At 67.7% G+C, this 17,919-nt stretch carries 17 protein-coding genes, 1 tRNA gene, 1 other RNA gene and 2 pseudogenes; 12 read left to right on the plus strand and 9 right to left on the minus strand.

Going from position 1 to position 17,919, the window contains the following annotated elements:
• Positions 1-106 precede the first annotated feature (106 nt).
• Positions 107-1,402, minus strand: a complete 1,296-nt coding sequence (locus AWC25_RS23945; RefSeq protein ID WP_069399985.1) for an aspartate aminotransferase type Ic — start codon at positions 1,400-1,402, stop codon at positions 107-109.
• An 81-nt stretch (positions 1,403-1,483) separates the two neighbouring features.
• Positions 1,484-1,578, minus strand: an RNA gene (gene ffs / locus AWC25_RS23950) — signal recognition particle sRNA small type.
• 80 nt (positions 1,579-1,658) lie between these two features.
• Here ffs and AWC25_RS23955 point away from each other — a divergent pair.
• Positions 1,659-1,744: transfer RNA gene (locus AWC25_RS23955), tRNA-Ser, on the plus strand.
• 99 nt (positions 1,745-1,843) lie between these two features.
• Positions 1,844-2,665 carry a lipid uptake coordinator LucA gene (gene lucA, locus AWC25_RS23960; RefSeq protein WP_069399986.1) on the plus strand — a complete coding sequence of 274 codons (822 nt, stop codon included), beginning with the start codon at positions 1,844-1,846 and terminating at the stop codon, positions 2,663-2,665.
• Here lucA and AWC25_RS23965 read toward each other — a convergent pair whose 3' ends face one another.
• Positions 2,666-3,421, minus strand: a complete 756-nt coding sequence (locus tag AWC25_RS23965; RefSeq protein WP_084229274.1) for an enoyl-CoA hydratase/isomerase family protein — start codon at positions 3,419-3,421, stop codon at positions 2,666-2,668.
• Between the two features lie 221 nt (positions 3,422-3,642).
• Between AWC25_RS23965 and AWC25_RS23970 the strand changes: the two genes are divergently transcribed.
• From AWC25_RS23970 to AWC25_RS23980, 3 genes are all read left to right on the plus strand, one after another.
• Positions 3,643-4,125, plus strand: a complete 483-nt coding sequence (locus AWC25_RS23970) for a lipoprotein LpqH (RefSeq protein ID WP_069399987.1) — start codon at positions 3,643-3,645, stop codon at positions 4,123-4,125.
• A 73-nt stretch (positions 4,126-4,198) separates the two neighbouring features.
• On the plus strand, positions 4,199-5,923 hold the full coding sequence (locus AWC25_RS23975; RefSeq protein ID WP_085167966.1) for a hypothetical protein: 1,725 nt from the start codon (positions 4,199-4,201) through the stop codon (positions 5,921-5,923).
• Positions 5,920-7,281 carry a CHAT domain-containing protein gene (locus AWC25_RS23980; RefSeq protein WP_069399988.1) on the plus strand — a complete coding sequence of 454 codons (1,362 nt, stop codon included), beginning with the start codon at positions 5,920-5,922 and terminating at the stop codon, positions 7,279-7,281. The genes AWC25_RS23975 and AWC25_RS23980 overlap by 4 nt, the downstream gene beginning before the upstream one ends.
• A 3-nt stretch (positions 7,282-7,284) precedes the next feature.
• On the opposite strand, the gene AWC25_RS23985 is transcribed toward AWC25_RS23980, so the two are convergent.
• A complete protein-coding gene (locus tag AWC25_RS23985; RefSeq protein ID WP_069399989.1) occupies positions 7,285-7,563 on the minus strand; it encodes a hypothetical protein in 279 nt (92 codons plus the stop codon).
• Between the two features lie 44 nt (positions 7,564-7,607).
• Here AWC25_RS23985 and AWC25_RS23990 point away from each other — a divergent pair, with 44 nt between their 5' ends.
• From AWC25_RS23990 to AWC25_RS24000, 3 genes are read left to right on the plus strand one after another with little or no spacing between them, the layout of a single operon-like run.
• Positions 7,608-8,936 carry a hypothetical protein gene (locus tag AWC25_RS23990; RefSeq protein WP_069400075.1) on the plus strand — a complete coding sequence of 443 codons (1,329 nt, stop codon included), beginning with the start codon at positions 7,608-7,610 and terminating at the stop codon, positions 8,934-8,936.
• Positions 8,933-10,096, plus strand: a complete 1,164-nt coding sequence (locus tag AWC25_RS23995) for a hypothetical protein (RefSeq protein WP_085167968.1) — start codon at positions 8,933-8,935, stop codon at positions 10,094-10,096. The genes AWC25_RS23990 and AWC25_RS23995 overlap by 4 nt, the downstream gene beginning before the upstream one ends.
• Positions 10,097-10,125: 29 nt before the next feature.
• On the plus strand, positions 10,126-11,181 hold the full coding sequence (locus AWC25_RS24000) for an NAD(P)H-dependent amine dehydrogenase family protein (RefSeq protein WP_085167970.1): 1,056 nt from the start codon (positions 10,126-10,128) through the stop codon (positions 11,179-11,181).
• Here AWC25_RS24000 and lipL read toward each other — a convergent pair.
• Together lipL and AWC25_RS27065 are read right to left on the minus strand one after the other, a co-directional pair.
• Positions 11,178-12,497: an esterase/beta-lactamase LipL gene (gene lipL, locus AWC25_RS24005; RefSeq protein ID WP_069399991.1), complete on the minus strand. Its 1,320-nt coding sequence runs from the start codon at positions 12,495-12,497 to the stop codon at positions 11,178-11,180. The two genes, AWC25_RS24000 and lipL, sit on opposite strands and share 4 nt — an antisense overlap.
• Before the next feature lie 106 nt (positions 12,498-12,603).
• Complete coding sequence (locus AWC25_RS27065; RefSeq protein ID WP_169717164.1) at positions 12,604-12,759, minus strand: hypothetical protein; 156 nt, start codon at positions 12,757-12,759, stop codon at positions 12,604-12,606.
• Between the two features lie 153 nt (positions 12,760-12,912).
• On the opposite strand from AWC25_RS27065, the gene AWC25_RS24010 reads away from it, so the two are divergent.
• The 3 genes from AWC25_RS24010 to AWC25_RS24020 all read left to right on the plus strand — a co-directional run bounded on the left by AWC25_RS24010 (position 12,913) and on the right by AWC25_RS24020 (position 14,448).
• On the plus strand, positions 12,913-13,086 hold the full coding sequence (locus AWC25_RS24010) for a CsbD family protein (protein WP_069399992.1): 174 nt from the start codon (positions 12,913-12,915) through the stop codon (positions 13,084-13,086).
• A 19-nt stretch (positions 13,087-13,105) separates the two neighbouring features.
• On the plus strand, positions 13,106-13,606 hold the full coding sequence (locus AWC25_RS24015) for a nitroreductase/quinone reductase family protein (RefSeq protein WP_069399993.1): 501 nt from the start codon (positions 13,106-13,108) through the stop codon (positions 13,604-13,606).
• A gap of 143 nt (positions 13,607-13,749) precedes the next feature.
• Positions 13,750-14,448 carry a cutinase family protein gene (locus AWC25_RS24020; RefSeq protein ID WP_244899603.1) on the plus strand — a complete coding sequence of 233 codons (699 nt, stop codon included), beginning with the start codon at positions 13,750-13,752 and terminating at the stop codon, positions 14,446-14,448.
• A 160-nt stretch (positions 14,449-14,608) separates the two neighbouring features.
• Here AWC25_RS24020 and AWC25_RS24025 read toward each other — a convergent pair whose 3' ends face one another.
• Complete coding sequence (locus AWC25_RS24025) at positions 14,609-15,418, minus strand: alpha/beta hydrolase (RefSeq protein ID WP_069399994.1); 810 nt, start codon at positions 15,416-15,418, stop codon at positions 14,609-14,611.
• Between the two features lie 239 nt (positions 15,419-15,657).
• Positions 15,658-16,044: a PPOX class F420-dependent oxidoreductase gene (locus AWC25_RS24030; protein ID WP_069399995.1), complete on the minus strand. Its 387-nt coding sequence runs from the start codon at positions 16,042-16,044 to the stop codon at positions 15,658-15,660.
• Positions 16,045-16,202: 158 nt separating this feature from the next.
• Between AWC25_RS24030 and AWC25_RS24035 the strand changes: the two are divergent.
• Positions 16,203-17,347, plus strand: a pseudogene (locus tag AWC25_RS24035) (LLM class flavin-dependent oxidoreductase).
• A gap of 115 nt (positions 17,348-17,462) precedes the next feature.
• On the opposite strand, the pseudogene AWC25_RS24040 reads toward AWC25_RS24035, so the two are convergent.
• Positions 17,463-17,882: pseudogene (locus AWC25_RS24040) on the minus strand (cytochrome P450); the annotation flags it as partial.
• Between the last annotated feature and the right edge of the window lie 37 nt (positions 17,883-17,919).

Here is a 17,919-nt window from a genome sequence, read left to right on the forward strand (position 1 = left end):
TGACGACACGCCGGGGCGGGCCGCCCTAGCGCAACGCCACAAACCGTCAGCACACCCTCGACGCCGTCAGCGCACACTCGACGCCCCCGGCGCACGACGAACGCCGTCAGCTCACAGTGGGCGCCGCGGCGCCGACCCGGGCTTCCGACGCCGCCAGCAGCGCGCACGTTGCCAGGCCGTCGACCGCGTCGCGCAGATCCGGGAGCGACGGGAAGGTGGGCGCAATCCGGATGTTCTTGTCCTCCGGGTCCTTGCGGTACGGGAACGTCGCGCCTGCCTCGGTGACCGCGATGCCGGCGTCCTTGGCCAGCGCCACGGTCCGGCGGGCCGTGCCGGGCCACACGTCGAGGCTGATGAAGTAGCCGCCCTTGGGTTCGGTCCAGGACGCGATCTTTGAGTCGCCGAGCCGCTGCTCGAGGATTTCCAGCGCCAGCGCGAATTTCGGCGCCAGGATCTGCTGGTGTCGCAGCATGTGCAGGCGGACCCCGTCGGCGTCACCGAAGAAGCGCAGGTGCCGCAACTGGTTGACCTTGTCCGGGCCGATCGATTTCTTGCCGGCGTACTGCAGATACCAGGCGATGTTGCCCAGCGAGCCGCCGAGGAAGCTGACGCCAGCTCCGGCGAAGGTGATCTTCGACGTGGACGCGAAGACATACGGCCGGTTGGGGTTGCCGGCCGCCGCGGCCAGCCCGAGCACGTCGATTTGGCTCAGGAAGTCATGCGTCAGCGTGTGCACGGCGTAGGCGTTGTCCCAGAACAACCGGAAGTCGGTCGCCGCGGTGCGCATCTGGACCAGCCGCAGCACGGTCTCCCACGCGTACGTGACGCCGGTGGGGTTGCCGAACACCGGCACCGTCCACATGCCCTTGATGGCCGGGTCGGCGGCCACCAACTCCTCGATCAGATCGACGTCCGGGCCGTCATCGCGCATCGGGACCGAGATCATCTCGATGCCCATGGTCTCGGTGATGGCGAAATGCCGGTCGTAGCCCGGCGCGGGGCACAGGAACTTGACGCTCGGCTCGTCCTTCCAGGGTCGCTGCGAGTCGACCCCGCCGTACAGCATCGAGAAGGCCACCACGTCGTGCATGAGCTCCAGGCTGGAGTTGTTCGCCGCGATCAGGTTGGGCACCGGGATGCCGAGTAGCTCGCCGAAGATGGCCCGCAGACCGGGCAACCCGTGCAGGCCGCCGTAGTTGCGGGTGTCGGTGCCCTCGGCGTCACGGAAATCGTCGCCGGGCAGGCTCAACAGCGGGTTGGACAGGTCGAGCTGCTCCGGGGCGGGTTTGCCCCGGGTCAGGTCCAGGTGCAGCTTCTTGGCCTGCAACTCCGCGTAGCTGTGCTGGTGGCGCGTGTGCAGTGCGGTGAGCTCCGCAGGGCTGAGAGAATCGAACGCCGCCATGGCTTTTCGCGGGCCTTTCGCTGTCGAACGCCGGAAGTGACGGGCCGGCGAGCAATAGAAGCACTGGTTGCGCGGCCCCGACATAGGGGACCCCGCGCACCCGACAGAGCCCATTGACCCTTGCTGCCTTCCGGCCCTGGGGGAGTTCACAGGATAGACGCCGCGCGGGGTCCATGGCGAGTGTAATACCTGGCGCGCATCGGCCGGGGCCGGCCGCAGCTCATTCGGCGTTGACCCAGCCGCTACCATGGCCCACGGAGGATTCGCCTAGTGGCCTATGGCGCTCGCCTGGAACGCGGGTTGGGTTAACAGCCCTCGCGGGTTCAAATCCCGCATCCTCCGCAAATTGGGTGCACGCGGCCTCGGACGCGGCCACACGGTTGTTGGAATCGGTTTTGGCTGCCTCTAGGCTGGCGTGGGCTCACCATCAGGAGGAGGCGTATGGGCCGCAAGGTCGCCATACCGTGGCACATGTTGTTCTCGGTCGGTGCCGGCGTCCTCTATTTCCTTTGCGTGCTCCCGCGCTGGTCGGAGCTCATGGGCGACACACCGCGCGCGCTGGGGATAGCCGGGCGGATCGGCGCGGGCGCGCTGATCGCGCTGGCTGCCCTGCCGGTGGTGTTCACCCACCTGCGGACCCGCAAGCCCGAGCTGGGCACTCCGCAGCTTGCGCTGACGCTGCGGCTCTGGTCGATCGTGGCCCACGTGCTGGCCGGCGTGTTGATCATCGGCACGACGATCAGCGAGCTCTGGCTGAGCCTGGACGCGGCCGGGAAGTATTTGTTCGGCATTTACGGCGCGGCCGCGGCGATCGGCCTGCTCGGGATTTTCGCGTTCTACCTCTCGTTTGTCGCCGAGCTGCCGCCGCCCCCGCCGAAACCGATCAAGCCGAAGAAAGCGAAACGCCGCCGTCTGCGCGGCAAGAAGGGCGCCGAGGCCGAAGACACGGAGGAGGCTCCCAAAACCGAGGCCGAAGCCGAAGAAGCCGAGACCGTCACCGCGGAGGAATCCGTCGAGCCCACCGCCAAGGCCGTCGAGGCCGTCAAGGCCGAGAAGCCGGCAACCGAAGACACTCCAGAAACTCACGACGCCAAAGACGACGCCAAAGACACCGCCAAAGACACTGAAAACACTGAAGTCACCGAGTCCGCCGACGAGGGCGAGGAGCCCCGCAGCGGATTGCGCAACCGCCGGCCGACGGGCAAGGGCTCACACCGCATGCGCCGCAGGCGCACTCGCGGCGGCGTCGCACTCGACGAGTGATCAGTCCCGTCGCTTGAGTCCCTCGACGTAGCCGGCAATGCGCTGCTGCGTTTCGTCCGCGCCCCACAGTTGCCGCACGCCGGCATCGATGGTTTCGCCCCGGCGGATGCGTGCCACGGTCGGGGCCCGCAGCTGGATCTTCGTATCCCGATACGCATCGGCGGGCAGGGCACCGAGTTCGGCGGCCTCCCCGATCGCGGCGTCCACCACATCGTCGGCCACGACGCGGTGGGCCAGCCCCCGGGCGATCGCCTCGACACCTTTGTAGGTGCGCGCGCCCAGCAGGACCTCCTCGGCGCGGTCCCCGCAGGCGTGGCGCATCACCTCCAGCGCGGCGACCGGGAACGCAACGCCGACCCGAACCTCGGCGGCTCCGATCCCGGCGTCGGGCGAAATCAGGCGACGGTCGCACGCACAGGCCAGCACGCATCCCCCGGCAATGGCGGCGCCGTTGATAGCAGCCACGGTCGGCCACGGAAAGCCGAACAGCGCGTCGAAGGCCTGCGACAGCGCCGGCACCAGCCGATCGGTGTAGTCGCGTCCACCGTCCACCACGCGGTTCAGATCGACCCCGGCGCTGAACACCCGGCCCGCCCCAGTGATGACCAGCGGGCTGTTATCCGAATTCTGCAATTCACGGATGGTGGAGGTGAGTTCGCCGAGCACTTCCACATCAAGGGCATTGACACGCCCCGACGACAGGGTCAACACCCGCACCGACGCCGCCTCGGTCTGCACAGTCTGGATCTCAATCACAGTCCCACTCAAGCACCCGCCGGCACCGGCACCGCTCGTGGGGCCTGCCCACAGCCGCGGCTGCTCCGAAAAGTCCTGTGGCTCAAATGCTTTCACCTAGCGAGCGCCAACCGCGGCGGCCCGGATACGCCGCAAAAATTGGGATCGGTAGCAAGGACTCGGTCTTGCACTGGCTGCCATGACGACGCCACTCGGGCGGAGCATGACGGAAGGAATCAGAAGTGAAACGTCTTCTCGCGGGTGCAATCGGAACCCTTGGCTTGGCGACGGCCGTGGTGGGTTGCTCGAGCGGCGGCCACACGGCCGGCCCGGCGTCCAGCCCCGCAGCCAGCATCGGCTCCGGAAGCGGTGCCCAGGTCAAGGTGGGCGGAGCCGACTTGGCGGGCGTGAACCCGGCATCGGTGACCTGTGTCAAGCAAGGCGGCAAGATCGACATCGGGAGCGGATCCACCGGCGGCGCCCAGCAGGCACTGGCCGTGGTGCTGACCGACGAAGCCACCCCCAAGGTCGAGTCGCTGGCACTTGTGGTGGACGGCAACGCATTGTCGGTCGCCAACAATATGGGCGCTCGGGTCGGGTCGGCCAACGTGGTGGTGGACGGTAAGACCTACACCATCACCGGGCAGGCGCAGGGCGCCGACCTGAAAAACCCGATGGCCGGGATGATCACCAAAGACTTCAGCATCAAGGTGACATGCGGCTGATCGGCTCGACCCTGGCGCGGCGGGCGTGCTTCACTCACGCGCCCGCCGTGCCAGGCTGTCTTATGATGCAGCCGTGGCGATCTCCGACGATCTAGAGCGGGCACGCCGCCTGGCGCTGGCCGCCGACGAGGCCGGCGCCCGCGAACTGCTGCTGTCCCTGGTGCCCGAAATCGAGCGGCGGGACCGCGACGACGAGCTGTTGGAAGTCTTCGCGCAGCTGGGTGAAATCTACCTCGCCCGCGGCGCGAATGACGCGGTGCACGAATGCATCCGGCGCATCGACGACTGCCTGGCGATCTACTCCGGGATTGTGGACGGCACCATGCCCGAGGCCGCGGGGCAGACCACGATGCCCGGCACCGACATTGTGCGAATGATCCGTCGTTATTCGCGCCGCGCTCGGTTTCTCCGGGCGGGAGTCGCCGCCGCGCTGGGTGAGCACGAGGGCGCGGCGACGGCACTGGCCGCATTGCGCGACGCCGACGAGACGTTCCCCGAACTGGCCGCCGAACACGTCCGGCTGGTCGTGCAGGCGCAGGTTTTGTGCGCCTCCGCGCTGTGCGACGACGACCTGCACATGGATTCGGTTCCGTTGTGGGAGAAGGTGGTCGACGCATTCGACGGGCTCGGTGATTCCGAGCTCGACGACCGGGTGCGGGTGGACGCGGGCACGGCGTACGGCAGATTCTGCGTAGAGACCGGACGACTCGGCGATGCCGAGCCGTGGCTGCGCCGCGCCGGTGCCCGAGCTCGGCCGCGGGGATGGGAATTGGCAGACGCCAGAACGCAATTAGAGCGGGCCGCGGCCAGCTGGCTGGTGGGTGACCATACCACGACCGAACAGCTGGTGTCGCAAGCCTACCCCGTCATCGCGCGGTATGAACGGGCGCACGACGTCGCGCGCTGCTGGTTGTACCTGGGACTGATCCGGCTGGCGTCCGGGGCGCTGGAAGCCGCGAATGAGTGCTGGGAACACGCCGAACGACATTGGCGCGAACTCGGCAAGCCCCTACGCCTACACCGTATCCTGTTGCAGCGCAGCTGGATTGCGATTTTTCGGAGTCGGTTCGCGGACGCGGTGGAATTGATCGCCCAGGCCCGCGAACTCCTCGACTCCTCACCACGCAGCAGTTGGCTGCAGTACGCCCAGCTGGACAATCACCTCGGCACGGTGTGGCGAGCGGATGCGTTGGCAGACCTCGGATTCGACAGCTCGGGCGACCCCGACGAGACACTGCAGGAGACCGAGGCGCGGCAGGTCGAGGGCATCGGGATCGTCCGCGGCGAGGTCGGCACGCCCGAATATTGGCGCGCGATGACCAAACTCGAACAAGCCGCCGAACTCAAAGTGCCGGCCGCCCTGGCCGTCGACTCGGTGCGGTTCTCGATTGCCGACGCCGACGCCAGATCGCGCTGGGCGGCGACGATTTCGGCACCCATCCTGGCCGGCGCCTTCGCCGTCGCCTGGGAGTGGGAGAACACCCAATTGATCAGTGAGCTCGTCGAATACCACAGCGCACGAGGTACTTTCGACACCGACTCGCAGCGCGCTGCCATCGGCGAGTGGGCGTCGACCGGTACCGCCACGGTGCTCGTCGACGCCGCTCCGGAGCCGGCCCTGGCCGCGTCCGGGCCGGCGGTGAGCGCCGGGCGCTCGCTCACCCGGCTTGGCCCGCTACCCCCGCTGCAGATGCAGCCCGACAGCCCGCCGATCATGAGTCACTATCGCGAACTGGCCCGGCAGCGTTATGGCCGCCCGGTCACCGCCGCCGAGCCCGCCTGGTCGACCTGGCCATGACCCAACGGGATCGGCCTACCCTCGTGCTGCGGTACGCTGACGTCGGTATCGCCACCTACGCCAGTTTGCGCGTCGTCGGGCAGCCGTCGCGGACCGTGAACTGGGTGATCGAAGATCCCATCCTGCTGGCGGCCTTGGCGGAACTCGACAACGCCATCCCGGAACCGGACGGGCCGGAGAGCCGCCGCGCAGCCATCGAGCGAGCCTTGGCCACAGGGCCTTTCGCCGCACCGGACAGCGAGCTTACCGTCGCCTACATCCTGGGCGTGCTGCTGATCGGCATGGCCGGCTGGCAACTGCTGGCCGAGTTCACCGCCTCGCCGCGCGCGGCGCTGTTCGTGTCGCCCAGCGCTCGTCTGGCCCGCGTGCCGTGGGGCCTGCTGGCGGTGCCGAAGTCGGGCCCGAGCAAGGAGGAGTTGGTGCGCGCCCGCCACGAGGCCATCACGGCCAGCGGTCGCGTCGCGGCCCGGATCCCTTGGCAGTTGGCCGATATCGGCGAGCATACCGACGGACAGCGGCTGGTGGAGCTGGTCGACGTGCTGATGGCGGTTCCGGCGAACATCGTGCACGCGCCCCGCACACCGGACAGTTGGCATGCCCGCAAAGACGGTCCGCCCCTGCTGGTCCTGGACCCGCGCGTGCCGGGGCAGCGCCCGGACTCGGCGCTAGGCTCCGTGCTGGGCCGTCCATCCTCGGAAACTGTCGTAGCACAACATTTCTGTGCACTTCGGGTACGTCGGTCGGTGCTGCCCAGGGTTGACGAGGTCATCGAATTGTTCCGCCGGCCGGACGCCGACCGCGCGTGGCTGGCCGAACAGCTCAGGCAGGAGCCGAGTCGGCTGTTCTACGTCGGTCACGCGAGTTCGGCTGACACACACCCGGATCATCGCGCCCAGGCCGACCGGGCTGCCCTGCACCTGGCCTGCAGGGCGGCAGCCCCCGGCGATGCCGACGCCATTGGCGACCACCGCCCGCTGACCGCGTCGGACCTGATGGCGCTGCGGTTGACGATCCCGCCGCGGGTCGCCTTGCTGGCCTGCGGATCGGGCGGCGACTACCGTTTCGACGAGGCGACCGGTCTGGTCGCCGCGATGATCCTCAGCGGCGCACAACTGGTGACCGCGACGCTCTGGTCGCTTCCCACCACGGCCGCCTACCGCCAATTCACTGCTGCGCAAGGCGATCCGATGGCCGATGCGGTTGTCGCGGTGGATCGCGCCCACGAAGAGGCCGAGGCGGGATCTGCGATCAACCGGTGGCAGCGTGAGCAATTGCGCCGGTGGCGCGGGGGCGACGTCGCCGCGAGCCCTCTGTACTGGGCCGCGCTGATCACGTTCGCGGTCGACGGTGTCCGTTAGCACTCAGAGGGCGGCCAACCAGGCCGCGTGGACAGCCAAAACATCGTCGGGCAGCGAAAGCTTCTCCCGCGCAGCCGGATCGAACGCGACCAGCACCACCAGGCCGGGCCGCAGCAACGATACGTCCGGATCGTCCTCACCCCTCGCGAGCCGACCGATGAACGTCTCGCCGGACGCGGCAACCACCTCGATGAAGACCTGCCGCTCGCCGGCCCGACCGAGCACTGACATCAGCTTGTTCATGCGTCCAGGCTGGTGGTGCGCCCGGGCTACCGAACCCAACTTTTTCGCTGCCTCTCGCCGCGAAATGCCCCTATTCTGTGCTGATGAGTGCCGAGTCCCAGCTGGCCACCAACGTGGCGGCGGGCCATCCACGCCGGTCCGTCATCGACCAGGCGTGGCGGTCGCTGGGTCCCGGAGTCGAGGTGCTTAGCAGCGACGACGGCGGCCCGCTGACCCGGACCGTCAAGCGCATCATCGACCCGCTGGTGCTGCGGCTGCGCGCCAATCCGCAGTACTCGGCCCCCCTCGTCGACGCCGCCACCGCCGCGGCCATGCACGATCTGATAACGTCCACTGCGTCCGAATTGCGTTCCACGGCAGCATGGTTCGCGGTTCTCAAGCTCGAACGCCGCAGGCAGCGGATCCGTAGCGGCAATGCCCAGGAACTCTACTTCCCGGTATGTTTCGAGCTCGCAGTCACCAAAGGTCCACCGGCGCCGGAAGATAGCGAAACCGCTGCCGGAGTGCTCGCAGATATCCATCAGGGTCGCGACCGCACCGGGATCGAGGTGCTGCACCAATACGTGGCGGGTCCCGGCGTCGTCGCCGCGCTGACCGAGCAGCTGGACCGCAGCTGGCGTGACGTGCGGGCCGGTGACACCGGGGCGGACCGCTTCCTGGCCGAGCTCGGCGTGGTGCTCGGGCCCGCGCACGGCCACAACGCCGCCGCGGCACGACAGCGGCTCTGGTCGGCCATGATCGACGACGCCGCGCCCTACAACCTGGGCGCCCTGGCACGGGTCGACCCGGCCGCACTGCCCTGGTCCATCGTCGGGCTGGGGTTGAGCTCGGCGGTGCCGCTCCGGCCGCCACCCCTCACCGGCGACCTGGACCGCGACCACAGCGACCGCCCCCTGGACCGCAGCGTGGTCGACCGGGTCCGCGCGACATTGCGGCGCGCCCTCGACCGGGACGCCCTGCCCGACATCCCGTTGCTTTGCGAGGAGGAAGTCGACCGCGCGTGCGCGCCGTGGGGCCTGCTGTCGGAGGACAAGCAGGCCACGCTGGTGGCCGGTATCGAGGTCGCGGTCGAACTGGCGCCCTTGGACCGCTCCGTCACCAGCCGTTACGCGCTGGCCGCCCAGATCCAGGCGCGGTTACGGAAGGAGGCGTACGTGCTGCACGCCCGGCGCTATCTCGCCGAGGGCGGGCCGATCCATCCCCGGCAACGGCAGGTGGTCGATGACCTGGCGGCCTACGCTCCGCTCTACCTGAGCCGGTTGTGGGCCCGCCTGCACGGCCGCGACGTCTGGCAGGAGCCGTGCGACGACGTCGACGAGATGCGGTCGCTGCTGGAGGGGGTGGCGCGGTCGGTCAGCCTTGACCACCGGCAACGCATCAAGGCGATGCTCGAATTGCAGGTGGCCGGATGAGGCTCGTCGCCGATGCCGGGCTGTGGACGGTCGGGCCAGCCGCCGCGAAGACGCCGCTGGCCGCGGTGCTGGAAATCAGCGGCGCCCTGCTGTCCTGGACGGTCGACGATCCCCCCGACGACGCGGGAGTCCACATCACCATCACCGAGCTGTCGCGCGCCGACTGGCTGTGGCGGGTGTTCGGCGAGGCCGGGCACGTCGCGCTCGCCGCTGCCACGCAGGAGGGGGCCGGCCAAAGCAGCATCGAGCTCACCGGTGTCGACATCCTGCCCGGATCGGTGGCCCCGCTGCGCCGGCTCGCCGTCGGCCACTGGTTGCGGCGCTGGTGGCCGGCGAGCCGGCAGGACGGCATCGCCGGCCTGGACCGCGCCCTCCTGGACGCCGAGCTGGCACTGCTGACCGTGGGGGCGCAGGGCTTTTTCACCGACGACACGCTGGACTCGGATGTGGCCGGCTTGTTGGCTCCGCATGCCCCGGCACTGTTGGTCCATGCCCGCGCCGGTGATCCCCGGGTCACCGACCTGGTCCGCGCGGCCGCCGACCTGGCCGATGAGGTCGGCCAGGTCGGCGGCGACGAGAACGCGTGGACCGAACTGTTTGTCGCCCTTGATGATTCGAGCACCGCGATGGCGTCGACACTGGCCGAGCCGAGTGGGGTCCGCGGCGACTACGCGCTGGCCGCCGGCTCGGACGCGGGTATTCGGGGTGCGTCTCCGATCGCCCGAGGGGTCGCGTCCATCAATTGGACCGCGGTGCCGCCGGCCATCTTCGACGCGGGTGAGGACACCGTCAGTTGGCGCATCGAAGCGGCGGGCGCGTCCGCGGTCGCGGTGGTCGGTGCCGCGCTCGTCGGGCCCGACCCGGCCACCGGCATTGTGGTGCGGCTGCGCTCGGGAACCGTCAGCGGCGCCGACGTCCTGGACGCTGACGGCCTCGCGATCCTGCCGCTGATCGACATTGAGCAGCGCCCGATCACCGAGTCCGCCGCCTGGGATCACGACTGGGCGGGCACCACCGTCACCGTCGGAGCCGAGACGACCGAAACTCGCGAGGCCCGGGACCGGATTCGGCGCTGGGTCCGCGCCCGGCTGGACCGCTTGGCCCTCGACACCTCCGACGCCTTCCTCGCCGAGATTTTGGCTGCCGAATCCGCCTACTAAGACCAGTCACTATTCCCTATGCTGAGCGAGTGCCAAACAACTATCGAGTCGTTCAGTGGAACACCGGAAACGTGGGCAAGAGCTCGCTGAAATCGATCGCCGACAACCCCACCCTGGAGCTGGTCGGCTGCTACGCGTGGTCGCCGGACAAGGTCGGCCGCGACGCCGGCGAGCTGGTGGGCATCGCCCGGCTCGGTATCGCCGCGACCAATGACGTGGACGAACTGCTCGCGCTCAAACCGGACTGTGTGGTCTACAACCCGATGTGGATCAACGTCGACGAGCTGGTGCGTATCCTGTCCGCCGGCGTCAACGTGGTGACCACCGCTTCGTTCATCACCGGGCACAACCTGGGTGAGGGCCGCGACCGCCTGCGGGAGGCCGCCGAGTTGGGCGGCGCGACGATCTTCGGCTCCGGCGTCAGCCCGGGCTTCGCCGAGCTGCTGGCGATCGTGTCGGCGATGGTGTGCAACCGGATCGACAAGGTCACCGTCAACGAGGCCGCCGACACCACGTTCTACGACTCCCCCGAAACGGAAAAGCCCGTCGGCTTCGGGCAGCCGATCGACCACCCGGACCTGCCGGCGATGGCCGCGCAGGGGACGGCGATCTTCGGCGAGGCCGTCCGGCTGGTGGGCGACGCGCTCGGGGTCGAACTCGACGAAGTCAAATGTGTCGCCGAGTTCGCCCAAACCACCGAGGATCTGGTGATGGCGTCGTGGACCATCCCGGCGGGGCACGTGGCGGGCACCTACATCAGCTGGCAAGGCATCAAAAACGGCAGCCCCCTGATCGATTTGAACGTGCGGTGGCGCAAGGGCCAGACGCTGGAGCCCGACTGGAAGATCGAGCAGGACGGCTGGGTGATTCAGATCGACGGCCAGCCGACGGTGACGACCAAGGTCGGCTTCCTGCCGCCGCCGTACTTCGAGGCGACGACGCTCGAGGAATTCATGGACCTCGGCCACATCATGACGGCGGTGCCCGCGATCAACGCGATCCCGGCCGTCGTCGCCGCGGCACCGGGCATCGCCACCTACGCCAATCTGCCGCTGACACTGCCGAGGGGTTTCGCCAAGGTCTAGCTCACCTCCGAGGCAGCCTGAGTCGACCCCGACGGCGAAACTTTTTGGCGCCGACCGGGTTTGGCGTACGTCGCGCCCAAGGCCGGCACCTCGAGCGGGCCGTGGTGGCGGGCGGCCGCCATGGCCGAACGCAGCGGACCCGCCAATGCGGCGAACGATCCCATGTCGAACAACCGGGAGGTCAACAGCCGGTTGTGCACGTATCCGAACGCGCCGCCGACCTCGGGATCGGCCCAGCCAAGCGTCCCACCCAGACCCACGTGCCCGAAGCCGCGCAGCAGGCCCGGTACCGGCGATTCGTGAAACCCGAGGTGAAAAGGCATGGGCACCACCATGTTTGCGTCCGGCCACTTCATGCGTGCTTGCCCGGTCAGGCCGCGCGTCAAATCCTTGGACAGGTACTTCTTGCCGTCGATGCGGCCGTCGTGGGCCAGCGCGGCATACATCTTGGCCAGGCCGCGGCCGGTCACCACGCCGTTGGCCGCGGGGATCTCGGCGTCCAGGAACGGGGTGTCGCCCTGCATCAGCGACATGATCCCCGGGAAGTACATCGCGCCCAGCGCGCCCGAATACCGCATGTTGGCCACCCGCGGCGCGATGAAGCTGAGCACCGGGGTTGGCATTCTGATCTGCGGCATCAGGATCTGCGCCGGCGTGGTGGGCGACCCTTGCGGCGGCCGCCCTAGGTGCAGGCCGTCAGTGTTCAGCGGGCGCGCCACCTCCTGGCGGATCAGTTCGCGCATCCCCTTGCCGGTGACCGCCCGGGCCAGGCCGGACAGCAGCCAACCGTAGGTCAGCGCGTGGTAGGCCTGCACGCCGCGCAGGTGGTCGACGGGCGCCGCGGCCAGCCGCGCCTCCATGGCCCGGTGGTCCATCAGCTCGGTCTTGGTGACGCCCCGCAGGTGCGAGAGCCCCGCCCGATGCCGCAACACATCGCGCACGGTGATGCCGCCCTTGCCGTTGGCCCCGAACTCGGGCCAATACTCGGCAACGGGATCGTCGTAGGACAGCAGGCCGCGGTCGGCCAGCCGGTGGATCACCGTCGAGGCGACGCCCTTGGTCGCCGAGAAGACCATCGCTGCGGTGTCGGCCGTCCACGGTTGGACGCCGGCCCGGTCCGACCAGCCCATCCACACGTCCACGACGGGCACGCCGTCGAGGTAGACGCACAGCGCGCCGCCGCCGAGGCGCCGTCCACCGAACTGCTGGGCAAATTTCTTCACCACGTTCGCAAAATGCGGGTCGGCCGCCCCTGACATGCCGCGGGGCAAGCCATCGCCGGTGGTGAGCAGAGTCGGCGTTGTCGACGTTGTCATTGTGCCCCCGGGCTCATGTGCACGGGGCCAGCTACGCCGCAGCGGCTCCTCCCCGCTGAGGTGCCATTACGAAGACGTAAGTTATCAGCCCAGGAAAACGTGCGGATCAACCCGGCAGATCGCGATGCGGAGGGTTGTCCGCGTCCGCCCCGGGGGGCGCATCGCGCAGGTACTTACGCAGCCGCAGCAGCTGGTTGATCACGATGCCGAGGCCCAGCAGCATCAGCACGACGACGATCGTCACCACCGCTGCAGTGCTCATCCACTCATTGTGGGTCATCGGTTCGCAGCCGGTGGGCAGCCTGTTTGCGGGTGTGTCCGGTTCGGGGTTTCACCGCCGGAGGTTCGCGGGTAGCCAGGGCCAGAACGATCCAGCAGTGACTCAGCCACGACTCGTGTCAGAAGGGAACAACCCATGAGCAACGAAGACAAGATCAAGAACAAAATCGAGGACCTGGGCGGACGGGCCAAGGAGGCCATTGGCAAGGTCACCGGCGACGACGACACCAAGAACGAGGGCCGCGGGGATCAGGCGAAATCGAGCCTGAAGGATGCCGGCGAGAAGGTGAAGGACGCGTTCAAGAAGTAGGGCGGATTATCGTCGTTTCATGCCGCTGCCGTTCGTCGACCCCGAGCGCCACACGTCGGGTTTCAATCGCGTCATGACCAAGCTCGTTCGGAGCAGATCGGGGAAGTTCCTCGCCCAACATGTCGCCGCGCGCACCGATCCCTGGCTGATGCGGGCTTCGGGCGGCAAGCTGTCCTGGGGAATGTTCGCGGTGCCGTCGGCGACGCTGGTCAGCACCGGCGCCAAGAGCGGGCAGCGGCGCACGGCGCAAATCTCGTATTTCCACGACGGCGACGACGTGATCGCCGTGGCGTCTAACTTCGGCGGCGACAAGCACCCCGGTTGGTATTACAACCTGGTCGCGCACCCGGAGTGCGAACTGGGTGGCGAGCGCTTCCGGGCGGCCGAGGTCACCGATCCCGCCGATTATCAGCGGCTGTACGGCCTGGCCGAACGTTCCTATCCGGGCTATGGCGACTACCGGGCCGCGACCGAGGCGATCGGGCGCCACATTCCGGTATCGCGGCTCTCGCCCCGCTGAGCGGAGCACCCCGGGTTCGGCCAGGCCGGGGATTGAGACGTGATGCTTTGGGCAATCCCTACCGCCACCTGCGTCGAATAATGGGAGGGCTCGACGCAACGGGCGAGATGAGGGTGAAAGTCGTGAATTCGTTCAACAGCCGAATGCGCACGCTCGCGGCCGCCGCCGCCACCGCCACGCTGACGGCATCGGCGGTGCTGTTAAGCAGCACCGGCGCCAGCAGCATTGCGGCGCGGGCCAACGCCGAACCGTGCCCGGACGTGGACGTGGTTTTCGCCCGCGGCACCAGCGAGCCGCCCGGCGTCGGCGGCATTGGTTCCGGCTTCGTCGACGCGCTGCGCGGGCAGCTCGCCGGGCGATCGGTCGCCGTGTACCCGGTGAACTACCCGGCCAGCAGCGACTTCGGCAATCCGGACTTCCCGGCGACTTTCATCGACGGGATTCGCGATGCGAGTTCGCACCTCGAGACCATGGCGGCCAACTGCCCGCACACCAGGGAAGTGCTGGGCGGGTTTTCGCAGGGCGCGGCGGTGGCCGGTTTCGTCACCTCGGCGGCCGTGCCGAAGGGCATCTCTCCGGCCGCTGTGCCCAAACCGATGCCCCCGGACGTGGCCAGCCATGTGGCTGCCGTCGTCCTGTTCGGCACGCCGTCGGATCAATTCCTCGAGCACTACGGCGCCCCGGCGATCGCCATCGGACCGGCGTATCAGGCCAAGACGTTGCGCCTTTGCGCCCCCGGCGACCCGATCTGCGGCGGCGGCAACGACGGTGCGGCGCACGCGTCGTACGTCGTCAACGGCATGGCGGGACAGGCCGCGAACTTCACCGTCAGCCACCTGTGAGGCATGGCCGGCTGCGCACCCTGATCACCGGCGAACCGGATTCGTGGGTGGACCGCCGAAGCCATCGAGGATGCGGGGGCACTGCGTCCTTTTCGCCCCTGTGCCAGCCCGCCCGGCGCTAGCGAAGCCAACGACTGGCTGACCACTGACCGCCCAATTGCTAACTTGTTCCCTCGTCATCGAGCCGCAAATCCCGTGTTCTGAGCCATACATGAATTCGCTCGGCGACAGCGGCCCATCCCGGCTCCAGCATCATGTTGTGGCCCATTTCGGGGAAGATCTGTGCTTCGGTGCGATATGCACGTGCTGTTGAACGCACTTCGTTGGTAGTAAAGCAGTCGTCGCATTCCGCGCCCAGCACGAGCAACGGTGTGGTCACGCGCTCTGGGCGCGGGAGGTCGAGAACCATCGCGTCGAGCATAATTCGTGTGCTCTCGTCCTGGATCCGAGCGGCGCAGTGCGCGACCGTTGAGTCGGGAGTCCTTGCGGAGAAGAACTTTTCACGGACGGCATCGGGAGTCTTGAACAGGGCCGACGCCTTGCCGGTGATGAGCGCTGCGGTGAGTCGCCCCAGGTGCTGCTTCGTAAAGCGGAGAAGGAAGCCGGCGGCTCCTCGCGGGGGTACTGAGGCGACCAGCACGCCGGCGGGAGCTGCGTGCGACTCCAGATACTTCTGCACCACATAGCCGCTCATCGAGTGGCCGATCACCACCGGTCGTGTGGGCAGGCTGTCGGCCACTGACGCCACGTCGTCGACGTAATCGGCGACCGAGCACCACCGAAGCGGCTTGGGTGTCGGGCTGTTTCCGTGGCCGCGGAGGCTAACTGCCAGTGCGCGGTAACCCTCGTTTGCGAAGAAGTCCAGAAAGTGTTCGTCCCAGCACCACGCGGCATGCCAGCCGCCGTGGACGAAAAGCAACGGCACCGGGTGAGACTCGCTGCAGGATCCCTTGTCGATTACCTCGAGCATGCCCCAGATTCTCGTATGGGCGGCGTCGGCATCGGCAGAGCCCCCGCGCCGCGGTTGGCTGCAATGACGCTGAGAACCTACCGGTCACGCTGTCGAGGCGCCAATTCGGTGAATCACAGTGCTCCGCGACCCGCGGCATCACCTACCGGGATCCGCGGGAAACGGTGTTCGACACCGTCGACACCCTGCGCAGCGCCGGCGGCTAGCCGGGCCGGCCGACGGACAACCGGGAAGCGTTGCTACGGAGCGGGTTTGATCTCAAGCCCGACATGTACCTTGTCGATGCCGCCACGCACGATCGAGTGCACGTAGAACCACGGGGCGTGATACCAGTACCGTTTGAGCACCGCGTTGTAGACCCGTCGCGTCTCCGATTTCGGCAGCACCCGGGCGACTCCCTCGACCTCTTCGCTCTTGGGCTTGCCCAGCACCGCGCTCTTGGCGATCGTGACGCGGGGGGTGTTGTTGATCCGTTTGGTTTTCCACGAGCCGTCGTCGGTGATGACGAGTAGCTTGTCGCCCTCGGGCACCCCCCAGACCGGCGTGGGCTTGGGCCGGCCATCCTTGGTGAAAGTCGTCAACAGCAAATACTTGGACTGGATCACGTCCTGGAAATTCAAAGCCACGCCTTGTCCTATCTGTATGGGGTCCCCCGGACCATTCCCCGATCGTCAATTCTCTAATCCCGGTCATCATCACGCGACTATTCCGATTACGCCAGCAAACTCACGTCGTTCAGGTGATACTCCAACCGTCGTGCACCCCAGTGTCGGGAAGGACAGTGATGACCGGATTTCGCGTGGGCGTGGGGGACCCGCTGCTGGTGGCTCGACCCGCGGCCGACACGTTCACCCGAGCCACCTACCTCAACGCCGTCGCCAACCGCGTTGACTCACTATGGGTTCCGGATCACCTCAACCAGCTGTTGCCACGGTCCTTGTGGCAGCCAAAGTATTGCGGCGCAACGAAACTGGTGCCGAAGATCGACGCGGTCATGGAACCGTGGACCATGCTCGGCCACATCGCGGCCCGTAACCGCATCGGCCGGCTGCGGCTGGGCGTGGGGTGACCGACAGCGGCCGACGCAACCCAGCCGTCACGGCACAGGCCGCGGCGACGCTGCATCTGATCAGCCGGGGCCGGGCGATTCTGGGCATCGGCCCGGGCGAACGCGAAGGGAACGAGCCCTACGGTGTCGACTGGTCCAAGCCGGTCGCGCGGTTCGAGGAAGCCATGGCCACCATCCGCGTGCTGTGGAACTCCGGCGGTGCACTGGTCAACCGCGACTCACCCTTTTTTCCGCTGCGGGACGCGGTCTTCGAACTGCCGCCGTATCGCGGTAAGTGGCCGCCGATTTGGATCGGCGCCCATGGGCCGCGGATGCTGCGCGCCGCGGGCCGCTACGCGGACGGCTACTTTCCCAGCTTCGCGCACCTGCCGGAGGAATACGCGGAGCGCCTCGATGTCGTTCGGTCGGCCGCCTCGGATGCGGGTCGCGATCCGCTGTCGATCATCCCGGCACTTCAGGCGTTCGTTGTCACGGGGCGGAATCGACAGGAGATCGACGCGGCTCTCGATTCCGACGTGTTGCGCTCCTTCGCGCTCAACGCGCCGGACGAGTTATTTGTCCGACACGGGTCGCAGCATCCGCTGGGAGCCGGTTTCTCGGGTGCCCAGGACCTGCTTCCACAGGGAATCGACGAACACACCGCCCTGTCTTACGCGGCGAAAATACCGCCGTCGGTGGTGCGGGAGTTCCTCCTCACCGGAACACCCGATGAGGTCATCGACCAGATCGCGCACTGGCGCGACTGCGGGGTCCGCTACATCGTGCTCAGCAATATGAGCCTGGTGCAACCCAGTTTGCGCGCCGGGCTGGCTTCGCTGACCGCGTTCAACAAGGTGGTCCGCGGACTCGGCAAGCTGTGATGACGCCGAATCTTTCGATGAGACCTTGACCTCGTATACATCGAAACCCATGGCTGGCAGCGGATTCCGTATCGTATCGGGGTCTGGTTTTGCGGCAGGTGCCGGTTCTCGGCGTCGGCATCATCGACGCGAGTTCTGCGATGATGTCGAACCCCGACGAACCCACCAGAGGGTCCAGGCACCGGATGCAGTAGCGGCGGATCTGATCCTCGATCTCGGCCATCCGGCGCGGGGTGAACACCCGCGACATCAACCCGCGCAACCTGGTGTGCTCGGGCGGGTCCTGAAACATCATGACGCCGCGCGGCATATCGAACTTCGACTGGACGAGCTCGAGGATGTCGCTGCGCCGGTTGGAGAACGTCTCCCAATGAGCCAGCGCCCACTCGACGTCGGAATGCCGCGATATGGCCCAGAAGTCGTACTTTTCGTTGTAGTAGAGGGGGGCGTGCTCACGCAGCCGCGCGTAGGTCGGATACGGGTCGGCGTTGATGCCGACATCGTAGGGGTCGTAATAGACCTCGGTGTCGTCCAACGCAGCCTCCACCGATTTCTTGGGCGATCGCTCAAAT

This window comes from Mycobacterium sherrisii, assembly GCF_002102355.1.
Lineage (GTDB): Bacteria > Actinomycetota > Actinomycetes > Mycobacteriales > Mycobacteriaceae > Mycobacterium > Mycobacterium sherrisii.

Bases quoted from the DNA above. Each gene is read 5' to 3' on its own strand.
- AWC25_RS23980 (WP_069399988.1), top strand. From the start codon at position 5,920: ATGACCCAACGGGATCGGCCTACCCTCGTGCTGCGGTACGCTGACGTC.
- AWC25_RS23945 (WP_069399985.1), bottom strand. From the start codon at position 1,402: ATGGCGGCGTTCGATTCTCTCAGCCCTGCGGAGCTCACCGCACTGCAC.
- AWC25_RS24010 (WP_069399992.1), top strand. From the start codon at position 12,913: ATGAGCAACGAAGACAAGATCAAGAACAAAATCGAGGACCTGGGCGGA.
- AWC25_RS24015 (WP_069399993.1), top strand. From the start codon at position 13,106: ATGCCGCTGCCGTTCGTCGACCCCGAGCGCCACACGTCGGGTTTCAAT.
- AWC25_RS23990 (WP_069400075.1), top strand. From the start codon at position 7,608: ATGAGTGCCGAGTCCCAGCTGGCCACCAACGTGGCGGCGGGCCATCCA.
- lipL (WP_069399991.1), bottom strand. From the start codon at position 12,497: ATGACAACGTCGACAACGCCGACTCTGCTCACCACCGGCGATGGCTTG.
- AWC25_RS23995 (WP_085167968.1), top strand. From the start codon at position 8,933: ATGAGGCTCGTCGCCGATGCCGGGCTGTGGACGGTCGGGCCAGCCGCC.
- lucA (WP_069399986.1), top strand. From the start codon at position 1,844: ATGGGCCGCAAGGTCGCCATACCGTGGCACATGTTGTTCTCGGTCGGT.
- AWC25_RS27065 (WP_169717164.1), bottom strand. From the start codon at position 12,759: ATGAGCACTGCAGCGGTGGTGACGATCGTCGTCGTGCTGATGCTGCTG.
- AWC25_RS24025 (WP_069399994.1), bottom strand. From the start codon at position 15,418: ATGCTCGAGGTAATCGACAAGGGATCCTGCAGCGAGTCTCACCCGGTG.
- AWC25_RS24020 (WP_244899603.1), top strand. From the start codon at position 13,750: ATGCGCACGCTCGCGGCCGCCGCCGCCACCGCCACGCTGACGGCATCG.